The following is a 24,571-nucleotide window of genomic DNA, read 5'->3' as shown; positions in this document are numbered from 1 at the left end:
TGGAAAAGAAATTCCGTTTCGCCGGGAGCCGATTATCGATAAATGGCCGACGGTCAATAAAAATGGATTGTCTCGCTAAACGACAGTGCTAGACTCAACACGTCGTCGCTTTTAATCTGTGCCATGGTGACACACAGACAACGAAGCATACGTCACGAACACCCGGTTCGTATTCCGGCCAGCAACATCAAAAACAACATTCATCGAATCAACAATAACGTTAATACCGAGGAGTCGAATGTGAGCGATAAAAACAGTAGTGCTGAGCAATACTGGCGCGCCAACCTGCGCCTGATTCTGGGGTGCCTGATTGTTTGGGCATTAGTGTCTTATGGATTTGCCATTCTCTTGCGTCCGCTGCTGGCGGGCATATCAGTTGGCGGTACTGATTTGGGATTCTGGTTTGCCCAGCAAGGGTCAATTATCACCTTTATAGTTTTGATCTTTTTCTATGCCTGGCGCATGAACGCCCTCGATAAACGATTCGACGTTCACGAGGACTGATCTATGAGCCAATTCACCATCAATATGCTGTTCGTGGGCGGCTCATTTGCGCTTTACATTGCGATTGCCATTTGGTCGCGCGCCGCCTCCACCAAAGAATTTTATGTCGCAGGCAGCGGGGTCAATCCGGTGGTCAACGGAATGGCGACCGCAGCTGACTGGATGTCTGCCGCATCTTTTATTTCCATGGCCGGCATTATTTCCGCAGGCGGTTACGGGAGTTCCACCTACTTGATGGGCTGGACGGGCGGTTACGTTCTGCTAGCCATGTTGCTCGCGCCCTATCTGCGCAAGTTCGGCAAATTCACGGTGCCGCAATTTATCGGCGATCGTTTTTACAGCTCAGGCGCGCGCTTAACGGCGGTTGTGTGTTTGATCGTGATCTCGGTGACCTACGTAATCGGCCAGATGACCGGCGCGGGCGTGGCGTTCTCCCGCTTTCTGGAGGTAAGCAGCACTGCGGGATTGATCATTGCCGCCATAGTTGTGTTTTTCTATGCAGTGCTCGGCGGCATGAAGGGCATTACCTACACTCAGGTCGCTCAGTACGTAGTGCTGATCATCGCTTATACGATTCCGGCGATTTTTATTTCTATCCACCTGACCGGTAATCCCATCCCTCCCCTCGGTTTGTTCTCAGACCACACTCAATCGGGTGTCCCGCTGCTTTCAAAACTGGACAGCGTTGTGCGCGAACTGGGCTTTCAGGATTACACCGCAGATGTTCCCAATAAGCTGAACATGACTCTGCTGACCTTGTCATTGATGATCGGTACCGCAGGTCTGCCCCACGTAATCATCCGCTTTTTTACGGTTCCCAAAGTGGCCGACGCGCGTTGGTCCGCCGGTTGGGCGCTGGTGTTTATCGCACTGTTATATTTGTCCGCTCCGGCGGTGGCGGCCATGGCACGTTTGAATCTGTTGACGACGATTTATCCCGACGGCGCAGAACAGGCCTCCATTCGCTACGAAGACCGGCCAGATTGGATCAAAAACTGGGAAGCCACTGGACTGATTAAATACGAGGATAAAAACAACGACGGTCGCATTCAGTATTACAACGACGCGCCCGCGTTCCAGCAAACCGCTCAGGAGCGTGGTTGGAACGGCAATGAGATGACTGTGAACAACGACATCATCGTCTTGGCCAACCCGGAAATTGCCAACCTGCCTGCGTGGGTTGTCGGTCTGATTGCCGCAGGTGGTCTGGCTGCGGCACTTTCCACTGCCGCAGGCTTGTTGTTAGCGATCTCTTCCGCGATAAGTCACGACCTGATCAAAGGCTGGATCAAGCCGGATATCAGTGATCGCGGCGAATTGCTGGCGGCGCGGATTTCCATGGCGGTGGCCATAGTGGTGTCCACTTGGCTGGGCATCAATCCACCGGGCTTTGCCGCGCAGGTGGTGGCGCTCGCCTTCGGTATTGCCGCCGCGTCTATTTTCCCGGCGTTGATGCTGGGAATTTTCTCCAAGCGCGTAAACAGCATCGGGGCGATTTGTGGCATGCTCGCCGGCTTTATCTCCACCGTGGTTTACATCTTCCTGTACCTCGGCTGGTTCTTTATCCCCGGCACGGCTACCTTCGCCAATACCGAAGCCAATTGGCTGCTGGGCATATCCCCATTGTCATTTGGTGCAGTCGGTGCTGTGATCAATTTTGTGGTCGCTCTGACGGTTTCTGCTTTCACCGCGCCGCCACCGAAAAAGATTCAGGAATTGGTCGAAAGCGTCCGTTATCCGCGCGGCGCTGGAGCCGCTACAGGCCACTAAAAGCAATATACATTCGTTCAATCGTGGGCTTTCCTGGGAAAGCCCTTTTTATTTAAGGCTCTTCATGTTTTGGGAATTTATCGCCACCCTTTTTGCCGGCGTGGGTGCCGCAGGCGTTCTTTTGATCGTCCGGATGATCACTCGCTGGAAACTGCCGCGCTGGGGTATTCCTGCGGTTGCAGGCGGGGCTATGTTGGCGTTTCAGATTTACAGCGAATACAACTGGTTTCCCCATCAAAAAAGCCTGCTGCCGAATGACGTCACAGTGGTCCGGCAAATCGAAGAGGCTGCCCCCTGGCGTCCCTGGAGTTATCTCTATCCGCAAACCGTGCGTTTTATTGCCGTGCGCGTTGGCAAAGCCGCCGTCAACACCATCAATCCAGACCTGGTACTCGCGGAGGTTTATTTGTTCGAGCGACGTATGTCGGCCAGACGGGTACATCAGGTTTTTCACTGCGGCCAAAACGCGCGCGCCGATTTCAATGAGCAACTGCAGATCCCCCAACAGGGAGAATCACTCAGCGAGCAATGGTTCCGCTTGTCTGCAGATGATGCTCTGCTTAATACTGTCTGCCGCAGAGCCCTCACTGGAATCGGAGATACCTGATGCAGCCGTCGGAGATCCACAGATTTCTCGCCGATACCGCGCCCTTTTGTTATCTCGACCTTGCGACATTGGAAGTCGTCATTCGCCACCTTTCGGTTCTTTATTGCACTTCTGAAGAAATTCTCGACCCGCCAACCGGGCGCCTGGTGATCATCCGTTCTGGGCGTTTTTCTCTGATTGACGAACACAACAACCGCCACACCCAATTAGTCTCCGGCGATTGTTACGGCTACGACGCTCTGATAAAGCCCGGCGTGCAATCTGACCGCTTGGTGTGCGAAGAAGACGGTTTGATTTATCGGCTCACGGCCGAAGCGTTTCACGAATGCTTGCATCATAGCGGACACTTCAAAGGATATTTCGAAGGGCTGACGCGGCGAGCACTACATCAATACCACGAGCCCAATACCAATCCCCGCATCACCGTAAAGATCGAGGACCTCATTTCCACCAAAAAAGTGGTGATTGCGCCGGGCGCCAGTGTTGCCGACGCCGCGCGTTTAATGACGGAAAATCGTGTGTCGTCGTTATTGGTGGAGGAAGAAGGACAATTGGTCGGCATTATTACCGACCGGGATCTGCGCAGCCGGGTTGTGGCGCAAGAACTCGATACCGCTACGCCGGTTGAAAACATCATGAGTCGGTCGCCGCGTTGCGTGGAAAAAAGCGCGTTTGTGTTTGAGGCTGTGTTGACCATGAGTCGGCACAACGTACACCACTTACCCGTCACTGACCGCGGCAAAAGTTACGGCATGATTACGCTCACCGATATTATCCGTGCACAGCAAAAACATCCGGTCTATGTGATCAGCGATATCCATCACCAAATGGATATTGAAAGTTTGCAACAAAGCGCCGCGCAATTACCGGCTCTGCTGGCAGATCTTGCGCAACAGGAAGTACCGGGTCATGAAGTCAGCCATATCATCACCCTGATCACAGACGCACTCACACAACGCCTTGTGTATTTGGCACAAGAACAACTCGGTCCTGCACCCTGTCGCTTTTGTTGGCTGGCGTTCGGTTCGCAAGCGCGCATGGACCAAAGTATCAACGCCGACCAGGACAACGCTTTGTTATTGGAACGAGAAGTCACAGAGGAGGCGGCAGAATATTTTGCCAAGCTCGCCGATTTTGTGTGCAGCGGCCTTGCGCGCTGCGGCATTCCCTTGTGTCCCGGAAATATCATGGCAAGCAATCCGGAATTGCGTCTGAGCCTCGACGGCTGGATGCGCAAATTTTTGAATTTCATTCATTCCCCCGATGCGGAATCCATTTTGGGTTCCGTAATTTTTTTCGATGCGCGAGGAATTGCTGGCGACTTGAGTTTAGTGGCAGAACTGCATGAGCGGTTGCAACCATTTGTGGTGCAGAATTCGTTATTTTTCTTTCATCTCGCCAACGCCGCACTGGAGCGCACACCGCCGCTCAGCATGCTGAGAAATTTTATTCTGGAAAAAAATGCGGACGGTGAATCCGGCGTCGATGTAAAAAAACGCGGCCTCAGTCTGATTACCGATATCGCGCGAGTTTACGCTTTGTCAGCAGGTATCAGCACTGTCAGCACGCGCGAACGCTTGCAGCGTTTGATGCAGCAAAAAATTCTCGATGAAAAGGACGGACAAAATCTCCTGGACGCATTTGAGGTTATTGCCAATTTGCGCTGGCGGCAGCACAAACAGCACCTGTCGCCTGCCGGTGAAGTACCACCCACGGGTGAGGTCAGCTCCCACCGCCCAAGCAATTTGATCAACCCGCAGCAATTGCATGTATTGCAGCGCGAACAATTGAAAGACAGTTTCCAAGTGATCATCCAAGCCCAGGCAGCGTTGCGACTTCGATTTTGCCGGGACTTATAGAGGAGGTGTCGCGTGGCATTCAACTGGTTCCGTCAGCACGAAAACGCTATGGCGCCCGTGTTGAAAAAATTCAATTCCACTCCTATTCCCGATCGCACAACACCGATTACCACCTGCCCTCTTCTGGTATTGGATTTGGAAACCACCGGACTGGATGCCAGCAAAGATCATATTATCAGCATTGGATGGCTGCCGATTCGACAACGGGAAATCATTCTCGGCGAAGCGAATCACCATCTTGTCACCTGCCCTGTCAGCGTCGGCCAAAGCGCAACCATTCACGGGGTGCTGGATAGCGATTTGAAAAATGCGCAAAGCCTTCACGATGTACTCACGGATTTGTTGGAGCGGTACGCTGGATACATTTTTGTTGCCCATCACGCCCCTATCGAACGCGCATTTCTCGGCAGTGCAATTCAGCGTTGCTTCGGTGGAAAAGCCAAATTAACCTTTATTGATACCTTGGCGATCGAACAATCGCGCCTGCAACGCCAGGGATTAGCCCTTAGCCAAGATGCTCTGCAACTGCGCAGTTGTTTGCAACGTTATGGTTTGCCGGAAAGCGCAGTTGAACATCACGCATTGGAAGATGCCTACGGCTGCGCATTACTGCTGCTCGCGCAAATCAGCCGCTCGCGATTTTCGGTGGGGGAAATATTGCGGCAGTCAAATTGATACCTCCCCCTGGCCAGGGAGAGGCTGCAAAACATAAATTTTATAGGTCATAAATCTTATAGGTCATAGCGGGCAGAAAACTGCAACCTATTCATTGACCCTTTCGCAGAATTCTGCAATTCACGCTCGGCATACATCAATTCTGCACCCAGGGTAATTTTGCTGACGGGTGAATAGAGAATATTGGCACGAACGGACTGAGTGCTTTTGGTCTGGGTTGGCGCAATCAAATTACTATCGTCACCTTCCAAAAGGGAGAGGCTGATATTGGAGCGCCATTTGGAATTCCACACCTGGCGGTATGACACCATAGCCGATGTCACATCCAGCGCTTCCAATTCATCGCCATCAATCGCTGCATCGTTAATTGCATTGAGCGCTACGTAACGCCCCAAGCCGGTCCCCGTGGTGACCATAAATCTTATATCGTTGCCATTGCTGCCAAGCGGAATTTTGCCCGCAACGCTTACCCCATAACCGGTGACATTATCGTCAAAGCCATTGCCTTCAGAGGTTCCGTCATAACGAAGATCGCGCAGAATTCCCGCCACTGAAAGACTGCCCCAATCCGCCGCCCAGTTGTAACGGGCAACAATATCCGGCAGTGCGTCATCGTCTATATCCGTTTGGTTGATGGAAGTTTCGGGATTTTCCAAAGAGAACTGCCAAGGGCCGAGGGTATAGCGCACCTGCGCTTGTCTGACGAACACTGTACCGTCGGTAGGGCCAATAAAGTCCAAAACTTCCGGCAAGGCAGCAACATTTTGAAAAGTGGTCCAGCTCTGACCGAACAACCAATTGTTGTAGGTGAGATAGGCGTGGCGCAGTTGCGGCTGATAGGCATTGGTGGTTCTTTCGTTGCCGCCGCTGGGCGTTAAAAAGTCGAATTCGACAAAACCGCCGATGGTGTGCCCGTCAATCTCGGTCTTGCTTTCCAGATTTATTCGGGATGACTTAGCGTGAAAATCGATATCGCGACTCTCGTTTTCACCGCCGACTGGAATACTGGACGGCACATAAAAATCCCGACCTAAATTGCCAGCCGGAAGATCTCCGTCATCATATCCACTGGAAATGACATCCAGTTTCACAAATCCACCGATTTTGAAGGTGGTATTCGCCGTTTGTGCATAAGCAGAGGCCGCAGCCATGCTAAAGAAAACTCCAACCGATGCACCTGCCCACCAAGAGTTTAACCTTGTTATTTTCATATTTTGCCTCTTCTCGATTGTTGCCAGAAAGCCTTCTCAAAAACCAACTAGGCGCGGTCATTTTTTTGATGCGACTTCCGATTTTGTTTTTCCAACTACAACAACTCCACGATGCAAAACTCCTGAAACACACAGCTCCTGTTTACCATTACCTCAACGCGCAATAACACACCTCATTCAGAATATTTTCAACATCTATTTTATTAACACATCAATAATTTAATGGCGAACCGAAAAATCTCCGCACCAACAAAACGAAGGGGAACATTTTGAAGAGGGAAAATCCATGATGATCGACAGGGAGAAGAATAATCACGCAAGCAGGAAAATTATCCGTTTGACCATATGACGAACGCCATCCATCTCACTATCAGGTCCTATCGCCTCCATCAATAAAAGAAGCTAGAGGCTAAGTAACCGGACCCTGCTTTAAAGGCCAAGTGCACTTCTGTGGTCCAAACTCCCCCACATTACAATCCTGTCATGTGTGATGCAGTTACCTGTTTGCACCCCGACGAACCTTTACAGTCTCTGTCGTTTCTTCCACCATAAGCCTTATTTGCTTAAAAACATTCATCAACCATCAGAGCTTTTATGACTAAAACAAAACTAGGTCTTGCTTTAGTTGGCCTGGCCGCAACTCCACTCAGTGCCCTAGCAGCTACCCCACCAGACTTTGAAATAAAAGGCGTATTGCAAACCGGCTTTTCCTATTTCGAAGGCGCTCATAACGATCAGGCAAAAGGGAGTGAATGGGAAATTCGACGCGCCCGCATAGGCCTCAAACACGAATCCAAAAAAGGCTGGGAAGCGGAATTCGAAATTGATATCGACGACGATAACAACGAAGTCAGCATCACTGATGGTTATGTCCGCTATACTAAATGGCCGCACGCGAATTTCACTTTCGGCAAAATGAAAGAACCTTTTGGCCTGGAAAATACCACCGGCTCCAAGAGCATTAACACCGCGGAAAGAAGTATTGTGACCGAATCCTTTAAGCCCGGTCGCAATTACGGCTTGTTGGTCTCCCGTTACAGCGACCGTTATACCTTTAATCTCGGCGGTTTCCGCACGTCTGAAGACGAAGATGGTTTGGACGGCTATGCCCTGACAACTCGTTTGACCTATAACCCACTGCTCACAGAAACCAGCCTGATCCATTTGGGTTTCAGTGGTTCACAGCGGGATATGCAGGGCAATCAGCATCGCATCAATGAATCGCTCGAAGTCGATGCTGCAGGCAGCATTATTGAAGGTCGACGCATCAACGCTGACAAAATCAGCCAGTACTCGCTTGAAGGTGCCGCGGTGTTTGGCCGCGCATCCTTACAAGCCGAGTGGATGGAACAGAAAATCGAAGAGCAAACCACTGGCGACCCGATTCCGGATACCACCTATTCCGGTTACTACGTTCTCGCCAGCTTTTTCCTCACCCAGGACAGCCGCTCCTACAAAAAAGGCTCATTTAGCAGCGTAAAGCCGACGGGTGAAGCGGGTGCGTGGGAATTGGTTGCGCGCTACAGCCAGATCGAATTGGCGGATATCGACCGCAATTTGCAAGCAGATACGCTGATGGTGGGCGTGAACTATTATGCGACTGGCAGAGTCAAACTGATGCTGAACCTTGCAGAATCCGACGTGGATAGCCCGAAAGAAATCGAATCCGGCAAAGGTCGCTCGGCGATTTTCCGCGCTCAATACGAATTCTGATCCATTGGTTAACGCGGTCACCAGCCCGCGCTTCTAATCAAGGGTTTGCTCTAGAGTCATGCATATGCCGCCATCCCCTGGCGGCTTTTTTACTTCCAGGAATCCGTTCTTAACCACATCCCGTCTTTTCCGACAGAAAATCTGTCGCTAACGCCAATCTGTTTCGCCCGACACGAAGATTATTTTTTAACTTTAAAAAAGCATTTTTTTAACATTCGAGACCGCAATTTCTGAAATAGTTTGATAAACCTCACAAGTTACCTGTTTGTATTGTGACCAGAAATGCGATGCCAGTATCATTGGCGCCTGAATTTTGTCGATTTTTTGCTGTAGCTGAAAGGATGGCGCTTTGCATGGCGAATAAATGACGGCGATTGTCCACCAGCACCCACAATACAGGCAGTCCGCCGTCTTAATAATATTTTCAGAGTCACCACAACAGCCATCAAAGCGCCCTAATCCTTTTTACGGATCAAAAATAATTTAAGCCCTTCAGGAGAATTCTCTTATGTCTTTACCCCTTTTTCAGTCATTGGTATCGGCCGTTAGCCGATATGGCTGTGTCGCGCTGCTCGTGGGTGCTCTTGCCGCATGCGACGCTGTAGAGGAGTCCAGCTCTTCAAGTTCTTCTAGCTCATCCAGTTCTAGCAGCTCATCTAGCTCTAGCAGTTCTTCCAGTTCCTCAAGTTCTTCCAGCAGCTCAAGTTCAAGCGGCAGCACCAACCAAGCTGTTAATGGCGATGTGGAAAACGGCATCCTCAACTGGAGTGGTCGCGGAGGGGCAGAAGTTATTCGCACGACCGAAGATAAACACGGCGGTTCAGGCAGCGCTCTGGTCAGCAATCGCTCGGCTGCGTGGCACGGCGCAACCTTTAACGTCCAATTGACTCCAGGCAACGCTTACGACGTCTCCGTTTGGGTAAAACTGACTGCAGAACAGCCGGAAACCGTCATCAAGTTGACCGGCAAATTAGTGGATGACAGCGACCCCGAGACTTATCTGGAATACACCGAAATTGCCACCGCTACCGTCAACTCCAGCGAGTGGGCTCAGCTTTCAGGCACCTATGTCCCTCAAGGCACCTTCGAATCCTTCATTATCGAAACCTTTGACGAAGGCCAGGAAGTCAGCTTCTACGCCGACGATTTTGTGGTTTATGGCGAAGTTTCTGATCCAGGTACAGATCCAGAAGAGCCCACCGGCGAAGGTCTTGCTACCCTGGTGAACTTCCCAGTTGGCGTTGCGGTTTCCGTATCCGGCGGCTCCAACTTCCTCAGCAGCTCTCCACGGCAAAATATCGTCAAGCACGAGTTCAGCCAGATCAGCGCTGAAAACCAGATGAAGATGAGTTACTACAACGAAACCGACTTCTCCAACACCCTCGCGGATCAAATGATTGCCTGGGCGCAAGAGAATGGCCTTAGCGTTCACGGCCACGCACTGGTATGGCACCCGGACTACCAATTGCCAAGCTGGGCAAAAACCCCAGGCAGCGATTTCAAAACCAAATTCATCAACCACGTGCAAAGCGTGGCGACCAAACACAAAGGCCAAGTGCTCAGCTGGGACGTAGTGAATGAGGCATTGTTTGACCCCGCCGACAACACCACCGGGCAATCCACACCTCCGGTAACCGAGTACTATCGCCACTCCGTGTTCTACACCCAATACAACGGCCCGGAATACATTGTCGAAGCCTTCAAAGCCGCGCGCGCGGCTGACCCTGACGCATTGCTGTACTACAACGACTTCAACACAGAAGAAAACGGCAATAAAACCGATGGTCTGGTCAATCTGATCACCTACCTGTTGCAAGAGGGCGCACCGATTGACGGCGTCGGCTTCCAGATGCACGTGCTGCCTGACTGGCCGAGTATCACCAATATCAAAGCCGCCTGGCAGAAGATTTTGGATCTGGATCCAAACCTGAAAATCAAACTGACGGAAATCGACGTACGTACCAACAACCCGTACGCCACTCCGCCGCGCATCAGCCAATCCTGCGACAACAGCTGTTTGAACGCGCAGAAACAGCGCTATAAGGAAATTATCAAAGCCTATATGGACACTGTTCCAGCCAATCGTCGCGGTGGTATCACCGTCTGGGGTATTGCCGACTCCGACAGCTGGTATTCCTCCACAACTCACAACGGTCAAACCGTTCCCGATTGGCCATTGTTGTGGAACGGCAGCCTGCAGAAAAAACCAGCCTACGAAGGCGTGAAGGAAGCATTACAAGGTCTGTAATTTTCCTTCAATTATCAAAACCCAAAGGGCGCATCATGCGCCCTTTTTTATTTCAGGGTGAGGACCCCAAAATCCCAAATTTGTCTGATTTATAACTATTTAAATTTATCTTTTCTCTCCTCCATTTTTGCCACCCCATCAAAAATAGGAAAAATGACCGGAAGTTTTTTCCTATTTTCGCTTCGATAGACCCGATAAATAAAAAAACAAAAAAGGCTGAAAAATCATTTTCGAATGACTATTTAGTCAAATTAAAAATATGACAAAACCAATAGGATTAGGAGAAAACCATGCATCTAAAAAACTCGGTGTGCGCAGTCAGCTTTACTTTAATTTGTACCCTATTACTCACCGCCTGCGGTGGTAGCACGTCAAGCTCTTCAAGTTCTTCATCCAGCTCCTCAAGCAGTTCCAGCAGTTCAAGTTCCTCGAGCAGCAGTTCCAGCTCCTCAAGCAGCTCCAGCTCATCCAGCAGTTCATCTTCATCGGGGGCTGTATCGAAATATTGTCCGTCCAATGCTCCGTGCAAAATTCTGCCTCTTGGTGATTCCATTACCGATGGCCTAGGAGTTTCCGGTGGCGGCGGTTATCGAATAGAACTGTTCAGGCAGGCTGTGGAAGCAGGATTTGATATTACCTTCGTCGGCAATTTCTCCAATGGTCCCAACACGGTTGCTGGCGTTCCCTTCCCGAAAAATCACGAAGGCGTCAGTGGCGAAACCATCGCACAAATTCATAACAGGGTAAGAAACCAGGCATTGAAAGACAGCCCACATATAGTTCTGCTGCACGCCGGCACCAACGACATGTGGAACGGCCCATCCGGCGCACCCGATCGCCTTGGCAGCTTGATCGATGATTTGACTACCCGCTTGCCGAATTCGCTGATCGTGGTTTCCAACATCATTCCCTGGCCAACAATGGCTGGTAATGTGAATCAATACAACTCGGAACTTGCCAATGTGGTCAACCAGCGAATCAACCAAGGCAAAAACGTAATTTTCGTCGACCAAAATACAGGCTTTCCCAGTAACGAACTCGCCGACGGAATCCACCCTAATGCTCAAGGATATGCACGTATGGCGGCGAAGTGGTTTAATGCCATTTATGAGCATTTGGTGGATATCAATTAAGATAATGCCTCAACCTAAAGCCCGCAGATTTAGCTGCGGGCTTCCAGAAAGACGGAGCTGTTTAGATATTAGGTAATCTATGAAATCACCCAAATCAATCTGCCTTCTTATTACCAGCCTTTTTATAACCTCATGCGCCACACTGGACGGGCCAACTTACTCAGAAATTCCCCAAACCATCGAAAGCGGGAAATCTCGCGTAGTTGTATTACGCGCACCAGCACTAAAAGGCTTAGCCTGGCCATCTCATTTTTATGTTGACGGGAAATTATTTGCGATGTTGAACAATCATGGCTTTGCGTATACCGATGTTCCGCCAGGAACCCATGTAGTGAGCACAGGCCCGCAGAAAAATCCTACTTTCAGAGCTGATACTGTGTCCATGGAAGAAGGCAAGACCTATTTCTTTCGGCTTAAACGAGGAAATCCTGATGTCTTTTTCCTAATACTGCCCGATGAAGCTCAGAAAATGTTGAATAACCAAAATTTCCGCTACCAACCTTTAAAGGATTAATACCGCAGCTTGCACAGCTTCAGGCGCACTTTGTTTTCCACCTCCAACTGGCGAATAGCGTCATCAGCCCCTATTACGCGGTATTCACCAGTTAAAATAACGCACTACGAATAAAAATTGATGCCTTTTAATTTAACCGCCTCCTCCAGCGTCTGAATATCAACATAATCACGGATCTGTGCCGCTCGCAATGGCACGTCCGTTACAGCCTGTAAAGCGTAAGAGTAATTTGCCCGTGGATCGGTTAGATCTTCTTCTTTGATATCCTTGATATTGCCATTCTCGACAGTTTTGGTGCTTTTGAGCTTCTCACTGTCTTTTTCTTCGAGGTAGGCCAGCGCATGGCCATTGGTGTCCATGTCCAATGTTCGAGTTAAAGTTTCCGCTTGCTTAACCACTTCGTATAAATAAGTTTGTCCGCCGGGCTGCTTTTTATCCGCCAGATTTGCATGCTCCACGCTATCGCGTCCAATGCCAAAATGCTGGCTGACAACCGACTCGTAACTGTAGCGCTGCTCTATGGATTTACCGGTACCCGGGCTAACCGAGACTTCTGTGACCTGTTCCATGCTTAAGCTCATTTGCGAAACTTCCCCGAGATTAGAGGCATTGGGCGTGAAGCGCGGGCTATTAAAGCTGGCGCAGAAGTCGGGAATTCCGCTTATAAATTCTTTCTCCGCGGCACTTTTCCGCGGCAGGACGTTTTCTTTCGCGAAGCCTGGGTCGGATTGATAATTCCTTTTATCACTGTTAATTGTGCCGTTGCCGGTGTTTCTGGTCGTATCTTCTACATCAGCTTTCGGTGCTTTTGTGCCACCGTTTTTATCGGGTGTAAGTGGCGTAAGAATAGCTTCCAATCCATCGAGAAAAAATTCTGCAGCATCCACGCTTCTTACGCCGCCCGAAAATTCCCCCGCCTTATAGGATCGCGCGGTGTCGATTAGAATTTGCTGGTATTGCAGATAGACATCATTGTCCTCCAGCGCCAACCCAGTCGAGGCAAGAATCGTTTCCGCATCTATTTCGTACTTATAATCATTCTGATTGACTGCCAATGTGTGCGTACCTGCATCCGCATTAAGGCTGTAGGCAATCGTCAACGCGTTGTTCTCCTCTCCGGCGATGCTGAAATCCAATCCCGCAATCACATCGCCGTCCAGAACATCCAAAAACTCCACATCTGTCCAGCCGTCTTTTTGATAAGCACCTGCAATATCGCCCAGACGCTGCACCAGGGCATCTATGGCTTCACGCTCACTGTCACTGAGAGTTCCCGCAACCACAAACGAAAAATTGGACTCGTTAGCCAGCGAGGTACCACCTTCTTTTTCGTTAAGCAAAACATTGGCGCTAATGCTGAGCGTAACTGTATCGCCATCTTTGGTCTTCACAGTAAGGTCGAATAATTCAGCTGTCTGTGAAAGGTTCAGGCTGGCTCTAGGTTCCGTCACACCTTGATAACGCGCCACAAGCGCCTGGACCGCACCCATAATGCCATTTCTCGAGCTGTGAACGTCGGCTGGGTTTTGCTTGCGTCCACAACAGCAATAATTGGAGCGCTTTGTTTAATCACTGGAGACTTTGCCTACAGCTGGCAGCCAGTGCCAGAAAATCTCCCTCAGCGGGCATTGTTGGCGCGATTGACGGGATTGTTGTTTATTGCGGTCGGATTGCTGTGTTTCCTGCCCCAGCTGCGGAATTTTGGCATAAACACGCTTGTGGTAATTTTCTGGGCCTGGTTATTGGTGTTTCATATTCCTGCGCTATTTAAAGATGGATGGTTGGGCGCGGCGGAATTTCTGCTGCCGGCGACCGCGGGTATTGCACTTTTATGGCTGCGATCGGATGGCCGCTCACGATTTTTCGACCGTCAAACTTTTATTTTTGCGCGCATCGGCTTTGGCATCGGCTTAATTGGCTGCGGCGCCTCTCACTTTATTTATGCCGAACCGGCTTCCCAGATGATTCCTGATTGGTTTCCTGCGCGTTTATTTTTTACTTATCTCACCGGAGCCGGTCATATAGCCGCTGGATTAAGCCTTATCAGCGGCATTGCCATGCGAACCGCCACACCATTATTGTGTTTTATGTTCGCCAGCTTTGTTTGTCTTCTGCATGTACCGCGCGTATTGGTTGATCCGGGCAACCGGGTTGAATGGACTATGTTGGTTGTATCAGTACTTCTTAATGGAGCAGCTTGGGTGATGGCTGCGGCGGTTTTTTATGTATCACGTAGGCTGCAACGGTAAAAAACGCGAATCGGCAAATATTCGCGTATGAGTGCAGCGTCATCAATGATCGCAAAGCTTTATGAAAATAATAATCCTGGGAAATGCCGGTTCCGGCAAAAGCACATTCTCCAAAAGGACCATTTTCCAGATTCCGACGACCCCATTGTCACTGGATGAAATAGCCTTCGCGGAAGTTCGGCAAGACTTCCACTGAATGACGGTGTCGCGGATGTAAAAAGATTTATCACTGAAAATAATGACTGAGAAATATGAACTCAAGCATATTTATGAGCATGAGACGGTGTTGCAAGCAGTGAAAGAAAAATATACTCCATCTTCTGATAGCCGCATGAGCTGCGCTGGAATTCACGGGTAAATTCTCCTACTCTGACAAATCCGGCTGAAGCAATTGATGTATGCTATCAAAAGGATTTAAACACAAAAGAATCTCAATAAGACAGATTCAGGAAATCCATGAAATCTTATGGAGAAAGATACTTCTCCTCCTCAGGTACATTGAAAGAGCAGTAAATGAAAAAAACCATTGCCCTTGTTTTTGGTCTGTTAGTATCGACTTCCGCCCTCTCGCATGATGCCAAGCCATTTATCGAGAAGTATTTACAGGATCTCGACAAAAATGCGGATCTGACCGGCTATTTTGTTGAGCGCCCGCAGTTTATTTTTGGTCATCATATCCATATCCCGGATTCGTCCGCTGAAGCGGGTGATTACGTGGGGGACTTGCACAAGAAGCTGGTTGAACAGGGATATGCCAAGTCTGTAATAGAAAACTCCAAGATCCTAGCTCATATAGAGGATTACACGCTGATAACATTCACCCTTAACAGACTCAAATCCGACGGCAAACCCTTGGACAAAGTTTGCAGTACTTATGGTGTCGTACACTTAAAGTTTGGCTACAAAATTCTGAGCTGGCAGCCATCGGAGCCTAATAAAAAGGGAGCGTGCTGGTAGGGCTTCAAAGGGAGCTTGCAATCGCTCATGGATCAATAAGGCTAACGGACGATATGCCCATCTCCGTCAAGGTTCCCAATATCTTGGAAATCCATTCGCCTTTTGATCCTTCATCAAAATACAGCATAAAGTCGAGATTGTTGATCGGCCTGTCGGCTATTCTCAACTCAAGCCCAGCGCGCAACTTGGAAAGATCTTTTAATGGGGCGCCGTTTATCAAAATATCGCCAGAATGGGTCAACATAATAATAATGACGTTATCCGCCTGCGGATCAATGGCTCTCTGTTCAATACCCTTTAATTGAAGCGATACAAGTTTCTGTTTTGGCAGAAAGAAGCTTTCAAAGCCCTCGCAACTCCAAGGCTCGCCAAGCTCTTGCTCGATTTGGGCTTTAATACTTGCATAATAGGCAGAAAATTTTGTTTTATCGGCACTACCTAATATTGTTAGCAATTTATTATTTTTTATCTGCTCACGCTGACATTGGCACTATCGAGCCCTCTCCCTCTGGGAGAGGATTTTGGTGAGGGCTGCTTGAAAGTGGCAGGATTATTAAGGAGTGGCAGGAATAAAAAAGAGCCGCAATCGCGGCTCTCCTTACATCATTTGATCGTAACTGTTTTCTTCAACCGAATATCACTACTGGACGCCCCGACCTGAATTTCATACTTACCAGGTTTGACTCTATAGGCTTTTTGTTGCTCATCGTAGTAAGTGAAATCTTTCGCAGCCGCCAAAGTAAATTCCAGGTTTTTCGTTGATCCTGGCTGCAGTTCCACGGCTTCAAATGCACGCAGATTTTTGATGACATCATTTTCTCCGCGCTGCAATGGTCGCACGTAGACTTGCACCACTTCCGTTGCCGCCATTTTGCCGCGGTTTTTGAGTTGCAGGCGCACGGTGGTTTCGCCATCTGCAGTCATAGTGGTTTTATCAACACTGAGTTTGCTGTATTGAAAATCCGCATAACTCAAACCGTGACCGAAAGGATAAAGCGGCTTGTCTTCGTAATAACGATAGGTTCGCCCCTGCATGGAGTAGTCTTCAAAATGCGGCAATTTGGCGTTTTCCTTATAGAAGGTAATGGGCAAACGACCGCCGGGGCTGACATCGCCAAACAACACATCGGCTACAGCAGAGCCACCGCGCTGGCCCGGATACCAGGCCATTAAAATCGCTGGCACATGCTGATTCGCCCAATCGACGGCTATGGCAGAGCCGCCCGTGAGCACCAAAATAACGGGCTTACCTGTAGCGACCAAATCCTTTAGCAATTCACGTTGAGGTTTGGGCAGGCGCAAATCGGTGCGATCACCGCCCATAAAACCGGGATAGTTCACGCGCATTTCCTCACCTTCCACATCGCCAGTAAGGCCGCCAACAAATACCACTACGTCCGATTTTTTCGCGGCATCCAGCGCGTCATCGTAAGGTGATTTGGCTCCCGGCAATTGCCAGGCTAAACGCACTTCGGCATCGCGAACATCTTCAAAATATTCCAGTTTGATATCCACCGGCTTATTGGCTTGCAGATGTACCTTGGCGGTTTTAGCGCTCAAGCGCTCAGCAAGCTGCCAGGAATCCAATAACAATTTATTGTCGATAAACAAACGGAAGCCGTCGTTGGCGCTGACATTAAATTCGTATTCACCGGTAACAGGCGGTAAGAGTTTTCCTGTCCAGCGCACGCTGAAATAATCGCCTTGCAAACCTTTATCTTTATGCAGTTCGCCGCGCGCGACTAAATTGTCTGTAGGGGCACCGCGATCCCAACGGAAGGCGATGCGTGGATCTACGCGGCGCAGCACGGGTTCGCCTTTTAATTCCGCACCGCGAAAATATTCAGCGCGCAGACCTTGCTCGTTGGAATTGGCGGAAGGACGCAGATATTGCGGCTCGATTACCGGTGCTGCGCGCGGCTCTTCGCGGCCTTCCACCAGATCCACTCCGCGCGCGTAATACACTTGCGTATTAGGCGAAACTGCCTCGCGAATACCTTGCAAAATCGTTACAGGATGTGCAGGTGTGCCGTAATAATTGCCGAGCAGCGACATAACCTCGTCTGCGGTCGGGCCGACTACGGCGATGGATTTAATCTCTTTGGATAACGGCAGCAACGGTTTTTTGCCCACCTTGGCGTTTTTCAGCAGTACCAGGGATTTTTGCGCAGCACGGCGGGCAAGTTCGTCATGTTCTGGAGCTTGATTGACGGAATAAGGTGTATTGGCCCAGGGCACTTGTTCAGCGGGATCGAACATGCCAAGGCGAAAGCGCGTGTAAAACAAACGCCGCAATGCATCATCAATTTCCGCTTCGCTAATCAAGCCTTGTTTTACCGCGTTGATCAGAGCGCCGTAGGTTTTACCGCAATTTAATTCCAGACCTTTTTTCACGCCGAGCGCCGCAGCTTCTTCCGCTGTGTCGACGATCTTGTGATGTCTGAAAATATCGTCGATGGAATCGCAATCCGATACCACATAACCTTTAAAGCCCCAATCTTTGCGCAAAATATCCAACAATAATCGCTGGCTGGCAGAAGCCGATTCACCGTTGACGCGGTTGTAGGCGCCCATTACGGATGCGACATTGGCTTCCTGCACCAAGGCTTGGAATGCGGGCAAATAGGTTTCGTATAGATCGCGCTCGGTGGGGCGCGCATCAAATTCGTGGCGATTGTGTTCCGGGCCACTGTGCACGGCAAAATGTTTTGCGGTTGCATCGGTCTTGCGATATTTCGGGTGATCGCCCTGCAAACCTTTGACGAAAGCAATGCCCAATTGCGCCGTCAGATAGGGATCTTCACCGTAGGTCTCCTGCCCTCGTCCCCAGCGCGGATCGCGGAAAATATTGATATTGGGCGACCAGAAGGTCAGGCCTTGATAGCGATTGCGCTGATCGCGGCTGGAAAATTCGTGATATTTCGCCCGGCCTTCATCGCTGATCACAGTGGCGACTTCGAGCATCATTTTGGGATCAAAACTCGCCGCCAAGCCAATTGCCTGCGGAAATACCGTCGCCTCCCCCGCGCGTGCAACGCCATGCAGTGCCTCATTCCACCACTCGTACTTCGGCACCCCCAAACGCTCGATAGCGGGAGCGTCGTTCTGCATTTGGGAGACTTTTTCTTCCAAAGTCATGCGGGACACCAGATCCGCTGCGCGCTCTTCAAAGCTGCGGCTGGGGTCTTTATAAATGGCGGTTTCTGCCTGGCTTTGAGAGGCAAAGAGCGCGACAAAAAGGAAAATCAGGGAGCGATGTTTTTTGCTGATCATCGATCTTATTCCGGTTGGAAGATTAAAAGGAAACGCCCGGACATAGGTGTTCGTAAAGATCGCCTCAGCCTGTGAGGCACGTCAGGTCCGCTCTGGTTTTTATTATCCGTTTGCGAGCGTTGGATATTTGAGGCGCATACCTGCGCCGTACAACAGTTTAGACCATCATCCCAAACTTGCTGCCAATAGCTCCTGTGTATACGCCTGTTGCGGATTATTAAGAATCTCGTCCGCTGCACCACTTTCGACAATTTTGCCAGCGCGCATCACCAGCACATGGTGGCTAAGCGCACGTATCACTTTGAGATCGTGGCTGATCAGCACATAAGAGAGCTGATAACGCGCCTGCAGATCGCGCAGCAGGTCGATGACTTGCACTTGCACGGCGCGGTCGAGGGCGGAAGTTGGTTCGTCGAGGAAAATCAATTCCGGATTGAGCACCAAGGCACGTGCAATCGCAATGCGCTGACGCTGGCCGCCGGAAAATTCGTGGGGATAACGATGGCGGGTTTCCGGATCGAGACCGACGTCCTGCAGCGCTTTAATCACTGCCGCTTCATTTTCCGCAGCGCTGGCGGATTTTTTATGAATTTCCAAACCTTCGGCAATAATTTGCTGCACCGTCATACGCGGACTCAAACTGGCAAAAGGGTCCTGAAACACCACCTGTATGCGACTGCGCAGCGGGCGCAATTCTCTTTGATTCAAATGCTGAATCGGCATGTCATCCAAACGAATTTCGCCGGAGCTGCCCACCAGACGCAATAACGCCATAGCCAAGGTGGATTTGCCGGAACCACTTTCACCCACAATACCGAGGGTTGAGCCTTTCTGCACTTGAATATTCGCTTGATCCACCGCCAACAAAAATTTGCGCGGTGCGCGGAAAAAGGGTTTTTCCTTGGGAAATTTCACCGTCAACTCTTTTGCGCGCATTATGACGGGCGCATCAAGAGAAACCGACAGAGGCTCCCCGCGCGGCTCACTTTCCAAAAGATGGCGGGTGTATTCGTGCTGCGGATTGGCAAACAATGCTTCGCGCGTATTTTGTTCCACCAATTCACCGCGCCGCATCACGGCGACGCGATCACTAAAATGTCGTACCACACCGAGATCGTGGGTAATCAGCAACATCGCCATGCCGAGTTCGCGCTGCAGGTCGCGCAATAATTCCATGATCTGCTTTTGCACGGTGACATCGAGTGCCGTGGTCGGCTCATCGGCAATCAATAATTCGGGTTTATTGGCGAGCGCCATAGCGATCATCACTCGCTGGCGCTGACCGCCGGATAATTCGTGAGGATAAGCGCGCAATTTGCTCGCGGGGTCCGGAATACGTACGCGCTCCAATTGTTCCAGCACTGCACTGCGCAACGCATCGCCGCGAATATCGTTGTGCAAACGCAAAACTTCGCCGATTTGTTTTTCCACCGTGTGCAATGGATTGAGCGCGGTCATCGGCTCCTGAAAAATCATGCCAATGCGATTACCGCGCAAATGGTTCATGGCTTTTTCCGGCATTTGCAACAGCTGCTGACCATCGAACCAGATTTCGCTTTCCGGCGGATGCCACGCGAAAGGATACGGCAGCAAACGCATAATCGCGTGCGCCGTGACGGATTTGCCGGAGCCGGATTCGCCGACCAGCGCCAGGGTTTCACCTTTGCTTAATTGAAAACTCACATTGCGCACAACCGGAGCTGCGTTCGCTTCGCGACCGAAACTCACGGTTAAACTTTGCACTCGCAATAAAGGATTTTGTGACATGCGGCGGCCTACCCTTTATTGATCAAACGTGGGTCGAGCGCGTCGCGCACGCCTTCGCCGATAAACACCAGCAAAGTCAGCATCAGTGACAAGACGCCAAATGCGCTGAGGGCGAGCCAGGGCGCGTGCAGATTATTTTTGCCTTGCGACACCAATTCACCCAAGGAAGCAGAACCGGGGGGCAAACCGAAACCGAGAAAATCCAGCGAAGTCAGGGTGCTGATTGCACCGGTCAGTAAAAAGGGCATAAAGGTCAAAGTCGCCACCATGGCATTGGGCAAAATATGGCGCAGCATGATCCGGCCGTTGCTGACGCCGAGCGCCCGCGCCGCGCGTACATAATCCAGATTGCGACCGCGCAAAAATTCCGCGCGCACCACATCCACCAGAGAAGTCCAGCTAAACAGCAGCATAATGCCCAGCAACCACCAGAAATTCGGCGTGATAATGCTGGCGAGAATAATCAATAAAAACAGCACCGGCAGAGAACTCCAGATTTCCAAAAAGCGCTGTCCCAATAAATCGACCTTGCCACCGTAATAGCCTTGTATCGCCCCGACCAGCACCCCTAATACCGCGCTGCCAAAAGTCAGAATCAGCGCAAATAAAACCGATATGCGAAAACCGTAAATCACGCGGGCAAATACATCGCGCGCCTGATCATCCGTACCCAACCAGTTATCGCGCGAGGGCGGCGTAGGTGCAGGTCCAGGTAAATTATTGATATGGGTTTTGTAGCTGTAAGGCACCGGCGGCCAAAGTATCCAGCCGTCGTTTTCAATATGTTCGCGCAGCCAGGGATCGTGATAATCCGCGCTGGTTTCAAAATCGCCGCCGAGGTCTGCTTCGGTGTAATCAACAAAAGCCGGAAAATAAAAACTGCCCTGATAGCGAATCAGCAGAGGCCGGTCGTTGGCGATCAGTTCTGCGCCCAGCGACAGAATAAAAATCACCATAAAAATCCAGAAACTCCACCAAGCGCGGCGATTGCTGCGGAAGGTGGCCAAGCGGCGGCGGTTGATCGGACTGAGTTGCCACATAGCTCAGTGCTCCCTGCTCTGAAAATCGATGCGAGGGTCAACCAACACGTATACGAGGTCGGAAATCAGTTTCATGACCAAGCCGAGCAAAGTAAAAATAAACAAAGTGCCAAAAAATACCGGGTAATCGCGGTTTACCACCGCCTCAAAGCCCAACAGTCCGAGGCCGTCGAGCGAAAAAATCACCTCGATCAACAAGGAGCCCGCAAAAAACATACTGACAAAAGCGCTGGGGAAGCCGGCAATAATGATCAGCATGGCATTGCGAAATACATGGCCGTACAGTACGCGCTTTTGATCCAGACCCTTGGCGCGCGCAGTAATCACGTATTGTTTGTTGATTTCATCGAGGAAGGAATTTTTGGTCAGCATGGTGAGCGTGGCAAAACCGCCGATGGTGTATGCCACTAAAGGCAGCGCCAAATGCCAGAAATAATCTTTGATTTTGCCCAGCAAACTCAGCTCGTCAAAATTCGCCGAGGTGAGTCCACGCAGCGGAAACCAACTGAAATAGGTTCCACCGGCAAACAACACGATCAACAAAATACCCAGCAAAAATCCGGGAATCGCATACAGCATAACGATGACAGAGCTGGTGGTGACATCAAAGCGGCTGCCGTGAGTGACCGCCTTGCGAATCCCAAGCGGAATAGAGATAAGGTAAATCAGCAAGGTGCTCCACAACCCGAGGGAAATCGACACCGGCATTTTTTCCAGAATCAGATCGAGCACTGTGGCATTGCGGTAAAAACTTTCGCCGAAGTCGAACTGCAGGTAATTGGTGAGCATTTCCCAGAAACGCTCGTGCGCGGGTTTATCAAAGCCGTACATGGCTTCGATACGTTGAATAATGTCCGGTGGCAATCCGCGTGCACCGTAGCGATTATCACCGGTTTCGCTGCCACCGCCAGTAAATCGGGCCGTTGCTGATTCCGCTCCGTGTCCCTGCATACGGTAGATCATCTGCTCCACCGGCCCGCCGGGAGCAGATTGCACAACGACAAAATTGATGACCAAGATCCCCAACAAAGTGGGGATCATCAATAACAAGCGACGGAGAACGTAACTGCCCACTTTTTTTATTCAGCTTTGGTTTTCGCAGCAGATTGTTTTGCCAAACGGCGTTCTTTTTCGGGGTCGATCCACCAGGTCATAAGTCCCGTAGCGAAGGTTGGATCGTATTTAGGAGCGATCTCGGGATAACCAAATTTATCCCAATAGATCAGTCGGTGATAAACAAAAGCGTACTGCGGCACTACGTAATGATGATGCAATAAAACCCGATCCAACGCGCGCGTACGAGCCACCAGCTCGGCGCGATCAGGTGCATTAATGACCATTTCGACCAGCTGATCGACAACAGGATTTTTGATGCCGGAATAATTACGCGATCCTTGTTTATCCGCAGCATCGGATGACCAGAAATCCCGTTGCTCGTTGCCAGGAGATTGGGACTGGCCCAATACCAAGGTAGTGATATCAAAATCGTAGCTTTGCACACGATTCACATACTGTGAGCTATCCACCATTCGCAGAGTGCCCTCAATACCTAAACGCTTGAGGTTCTGGATATAGGGATTCACGATGCGCTCGGAGCTTGGGTCCTGCGCCAAATATTCAATCACCACTGGTTTTTTGGTTTTCGGATCGATCAACTTGCCGTCTTTCAGGGTAAAGCCGCCTTCCTTCAACAATTGTTGTGCCTTGCGCAAATTGTCGCGGTTATTGCCAGTGCCGTCCGTTTTTGGGTTGGTGTAGGGAGTGGTGAAAACGGATGGCGGCAACTGATCCTTGAAAGGTTTCAATATTTCCAGCTCGCGTCCTTCCGGCAGGCCGCTGGAAGCAAGATCGGAATTGAAGAAGAAACTGTTGTTGCGCGTATAGCTGTCGTGAAACAGATTGCGATTGGACCATTCGAAATCGAATGCGTAATTCAGCGCTTCGCGGAATTTTATGTTGTCGAACGGAGAACGGCGCAAGTTAAGGATAAACGCTTGAATGCCGCGCGGACTGTAATCACGCAGCTCTCTTTTGACCAACTCACCTCGTTTGACGGCGGGGATGTCATAACTGCTATGCCACACTCGCGCAATACGCTCAACGCGAAAATCGTATTGCCCGGCTTTGAGTGCTTCTACGGCAACTGTATCGTCACGATAGTAGTCGATGTGGATGCGGTCGTAATTGTAATGTCCGACATTTACTGGCAAATCTTTTCCCCAATAATCTTTAACGCGCTCATAGGTAATCGAGCGACCGGGGTCAAAACTGGCGATTTTGTAGGCGCCGCTGCCGAGCGGAATTTCGAGAGCGGCCTGTTCAAAGTTTTTATCTTTCCAAAAATGCTGCGGCAGTACGGGCAATTGACCGACAATTAACGCTAATTCTCTATTTTCTGCATTTTTGAAGGTGAACTTCACGCGGCTTTTATCCAGCGCTTCGACCTTGGCCACATCCGCATAGTAATACGCGTAAAAAGGTGCGCCTTTTTCCATCAATGTGTTGAAGGTAAAGATCACATCTTCAGGGGTAATCGGTTTGCCATCGTGAAAGCGCGCTTTGGGATTGATATGGAAAATAATCCAGCTGCGATCCTCTGGATATTCAATTTTTTCCGCGACTTGGCCATACATGGTAAATGGCTCATCGTGGGATGAGGTCAACAATGTCTCATAGATCAATCCGAGGTCACTTGCCGGGGTACCTTTGGTAACGAAAGGATTGAGACTGTCGAAGGTGCCCAACGCAAAATCTCGCAAAGTGCCGCCTTTTATGGCTTTGGGTGAGGCATATTCGAAGTGCTTGAAATCGGCGGGATATTTGATTTCGCCGTGCATGGCGATAGCGTGGGAAGTGATGATCTTTTGCCCAGCCTGCTGAGGCTTGGGGGTTTCCTGCGCGTTTAACGCGGCAGGAAGGGTGGAAAACAATAATGCGAATGTGCAGACCAAGGACTTAAGGGGCAGCATGGATTTTGGCATTTTTGACTGCTCTTCTATGGTTGACGGAGATTATCTCTGGACCGTGCGAAACCTTATAAGTTTTGCTCGC

Annotated in this window: 19 protein-coding genes; 11 read left to right on the top strand and 8 right to left on the bottom strand. The window is 50.2% G+C overall.

The window, feature by feature from the left end; genetic code table 11:
* The first annotated feature begins 240 nt into the window (after positions 1–240).
* The 5 genes from DWB84_RS19005 (at position 241) to DWB84_RS08210 (ending at position 5,415) form a co-directional block, all read left to right on the top strand.
* Positions 241–504, top strand: a complete 264-nt coding sequence (locus DWB84_RS19005) for a DUF4212 domain-containing protein (protein ID WP_187409285.1) — start codon at positions 241–243, stop codon at positions 502–504.
* A gap of 3 nt (positions 505–507) precedes the next feature.
* On the top strand, positions 508–2,274 hold the full coding sequence (locus tag DWB84_RS08225) for a sodium:solute symporter family protein (RefSeq protein WP_187409284.1): 1,767 nt from the start codon (positions 508–510) through the stop codon (positions 2,272–2,274).
* 64 nt (positions 2,275–2,338) lie between these two features.
* Positions 2,339–2,881, top strand: a complete 543-nt coding sequence (locus tag DWB84_RS08220; protein WP_187409283.1) for a hypothetical protein — start codon at positions 2,339–2,341, stop codon at positions 2,879–2,881.
* Positions 2,881–4,740, top strand: coding sequence for a DUF294 nucleotidyltransferase-like domain-containing protein (locus tag DWB84_RS08215; protein WP_187409282.1), 1,860 nt, complete (start codon positions 2,881–2,883; stop codon positions 4,738–4,740). The genes DWB84_RS08220 and DWB84_RS08215 overlap by 1 nt, the downstream gene beginning before the upstream one ends.
* Positions 4,741–4,752: 12 nt before the next feature.
* The gene (locus DWB84_RS08210; protein WP_222868095.1) at positions 4,753–5,415 is read left to right on the top strand and encodes an exonuclease domain-containing protein; all 663 of its coding nucleotides are present in this window, start codon (positions 4,753–4,755) and stop codon (positions 5,413–5,415) included.
* 56 nt (positions 5,416–5,471) lie between these two features.
* Here the strand turns inward: DWB84_RS08210 and DWB84_RS08205 are convergent, their stop codons facing one another.
* Entirely contained in the window at positions 5,472–6,566 is a 1,095-nt protein-coding gene (locus DWB84_RS08205; protein WP_222868094.1) for a DcaP family trimeric outer membrane transporter, read from the bottom strand.
* A 654-nt stretch (positions 6,567–7,220) separates the two neighbouring features.
* Between DWB84_RS08205 and DWB84_RS08200 the strand changes: the two genes are divergently transcribed.
* The 4 genes from DWB84_RS08200 (at position 7,221) to DWB84_RS08185 (ending at position 12,234) form a co-directional block, all read left to right on the top strand.
* The gene (locus tag DWB84_RS08200) at positions 7,221–8,339 is read left to right on the top strand and encodes an OprO/OprP family phosphate-selective porin (protein WP_187409280.1); all 1,119 of its coding nucleotides are present in this window, start codon (positions 7,221–7,223) and stop codon (positions 8,337–8,339) included.
* 508 nt (positions 8,340–8,847) lie between these two features.
* Positions 8,848–10,587, top strand: a complete 1,740-nt coding sequence (locus DWB84_RS08195; protein WP_187409279.1) for an endo-1,4-beta-xylanase — start codon at positions 8,848–8,850, stop codon at positions 10,585–10,587.
* A 290-nt stretch (positions 10,588–10,877) separates the two neighbouring features.
* Complete coding sequence (locus DWB84_RS08190) at positions 10,878–11,720, top strand: SGNH/GDSL hydrolase family protein (RefSeq protein ID WP_187409278.1); 843 nt, start codon at positions 10,878–10,880, stop codon at positions 11,718–11,720.
* 79 nt (positions 11,721–11,799) lie between these two features.
* Complete coding sequence (locus DWB84_RS08185) at positions 11,800–12,234, top strand: DUF2846 domain-containing protein (protein ID WP_187409277.1); 435 nt, start codon at positions 11,800–11,802, stop codon at positions 12,232–12,234.
* Between the two features lie 104 nt (positions 12,235–12,338).
* Here the strand turns inward: DWB84_RS08185 and DWB84_RS08180 are convergent, their stop codons facing one another.
* The gene (locus tag DWB84_RS08180) at positions 12,339–13,724 is read right to left on the bottom strand and encodes a hypothetical protein (RefSeq protein WP_187409276.1); all 1,386 of its coding nucleotides are present in this window, start codon (positions 13,722–13,724) and stop codon (positions 12,339–12,341) included.
* Between the two features lie 111 nt (positions 13,725–13,835).
* On the opposite strand from DWB84_RS08180, the gene DWB84_RS08175 reads away from it, so the two are divergent.
* Positions 13,836–14,483 carry a hypothetical protein gene (locus DWB84_RS08175; RefSeq protein WP_187409275.1) on the top strand — a complete coding sequence of 216 codons (648 nt, stop codon included), beginning with the start codon at positions 13,836–13,838 and terminating at the stop codon, positions 14,481–14,483.
* 513 nt (positions 14,484–14,996) lie between these two features.
* The gene (locus DWB84_RS08170; RefSeq protein ID WP_187409274.1) at positions 14,997–15,440 is read left to right on the top strand and encodes a hypothetical protein; all 444 of its coding nucleotides are present in this window, start codon (positions 14,997–14,999) and stop codon (positions 15,438–15,440) included.
* A 25-nt stretch (positions 15,441–15,465) separates the two neighbouring features.
* On the opposite strand, the gene DWB84_RS08165 is transcribed toward DWB84_RS08170, so the two are convergent.
* From DWB84_RS08165 to DWB84_RS08140, 6 genes are all read right to left on the bottom strand, one after another.
* Positions 15,466–15,894: a hypothetical protein gene (locus DWB84_RS08165; protein ID WP_187409273.1), complete on the bottom strand. Its 429-nt coding sequence runs from the start codon at positions 15,892–15,894 to the stop codon at positions 15,466–15,468.
* A gap of 149 nt (positions 15,895–16,043) precedes the next feature.
* Complete coding sequence (locus DWB84_RS08160; protein WP_187409272.1) at positions 16,044–18,713, bottom strand: glycoside hydrolase family 3 protein; 2,670 nt, start codon at positions 18,711–18,713, stop codon at positions 16,044–16,046.
* A 165-nt stretch (positions 18,714–18,878) separates the two neighbouring features.
* On the bottom strand, positions 18,879–20,480 hold the full coding sequence (locus DWB84_RS08155; protein ID WP_187409271.1) for an ABC transporter ATP-binding protein: 1,602 nt from the start codon (positions 20,478–20,480) through the stop codon (positions 18,879–18,881).
* An 8-nt stretch (positions 20,481–20,488) separates the two neighbouring features.
* Positions 20,489–21,520, bottom strand: coding sequence for an ABC transporter permease (locus DWB84_RS08150; RefSeq protein WP_187409270.1), 1,032 nt, complete (start codon positions 21,518–21,520; stop codon positions 20,489–20,491).
* 3 nt (positions 21,521–21,523) lie between these two features.
* Positions 21,524–22,594 (bottom strand): microcin C ABC transporter permease YejB, encoded by a 1,071-nt coding sequence (locus DWB84_RS08145; protein ID WP_187409269.1) that lies wholly within the window; start codon positions 22,592–22,594, stop codon positions 21,524–21,526.
* A 5-nt stretch (positions 22,595–22,599) separates the two neighbouring features.
* A complete protein-coding gene (locus DWB84_RS08140) occupies positions 22,600–24,501 on the bottom strand; it encodes an extracellular solute-binding protein (RefSeq protein WP_222868093.1) in 1,902 nt (633 codons plus the stop codon).
* Positions 24,502–24,571 lie beyond the last annotated feature (70 nt).

The sequence above is a fragment of the Saccharophagus sp. K07 genome, from assembly GCF_014336955.1.
Classification (GTDB): Bacteria; Pseudomonadota; Gammaproteobacteria; order Pseudomonadales; family Cellvibrionaceae; genus UBA5868.
This window is presented reverse-complemented; position numbering and strand designations above follow the sequence as displayed.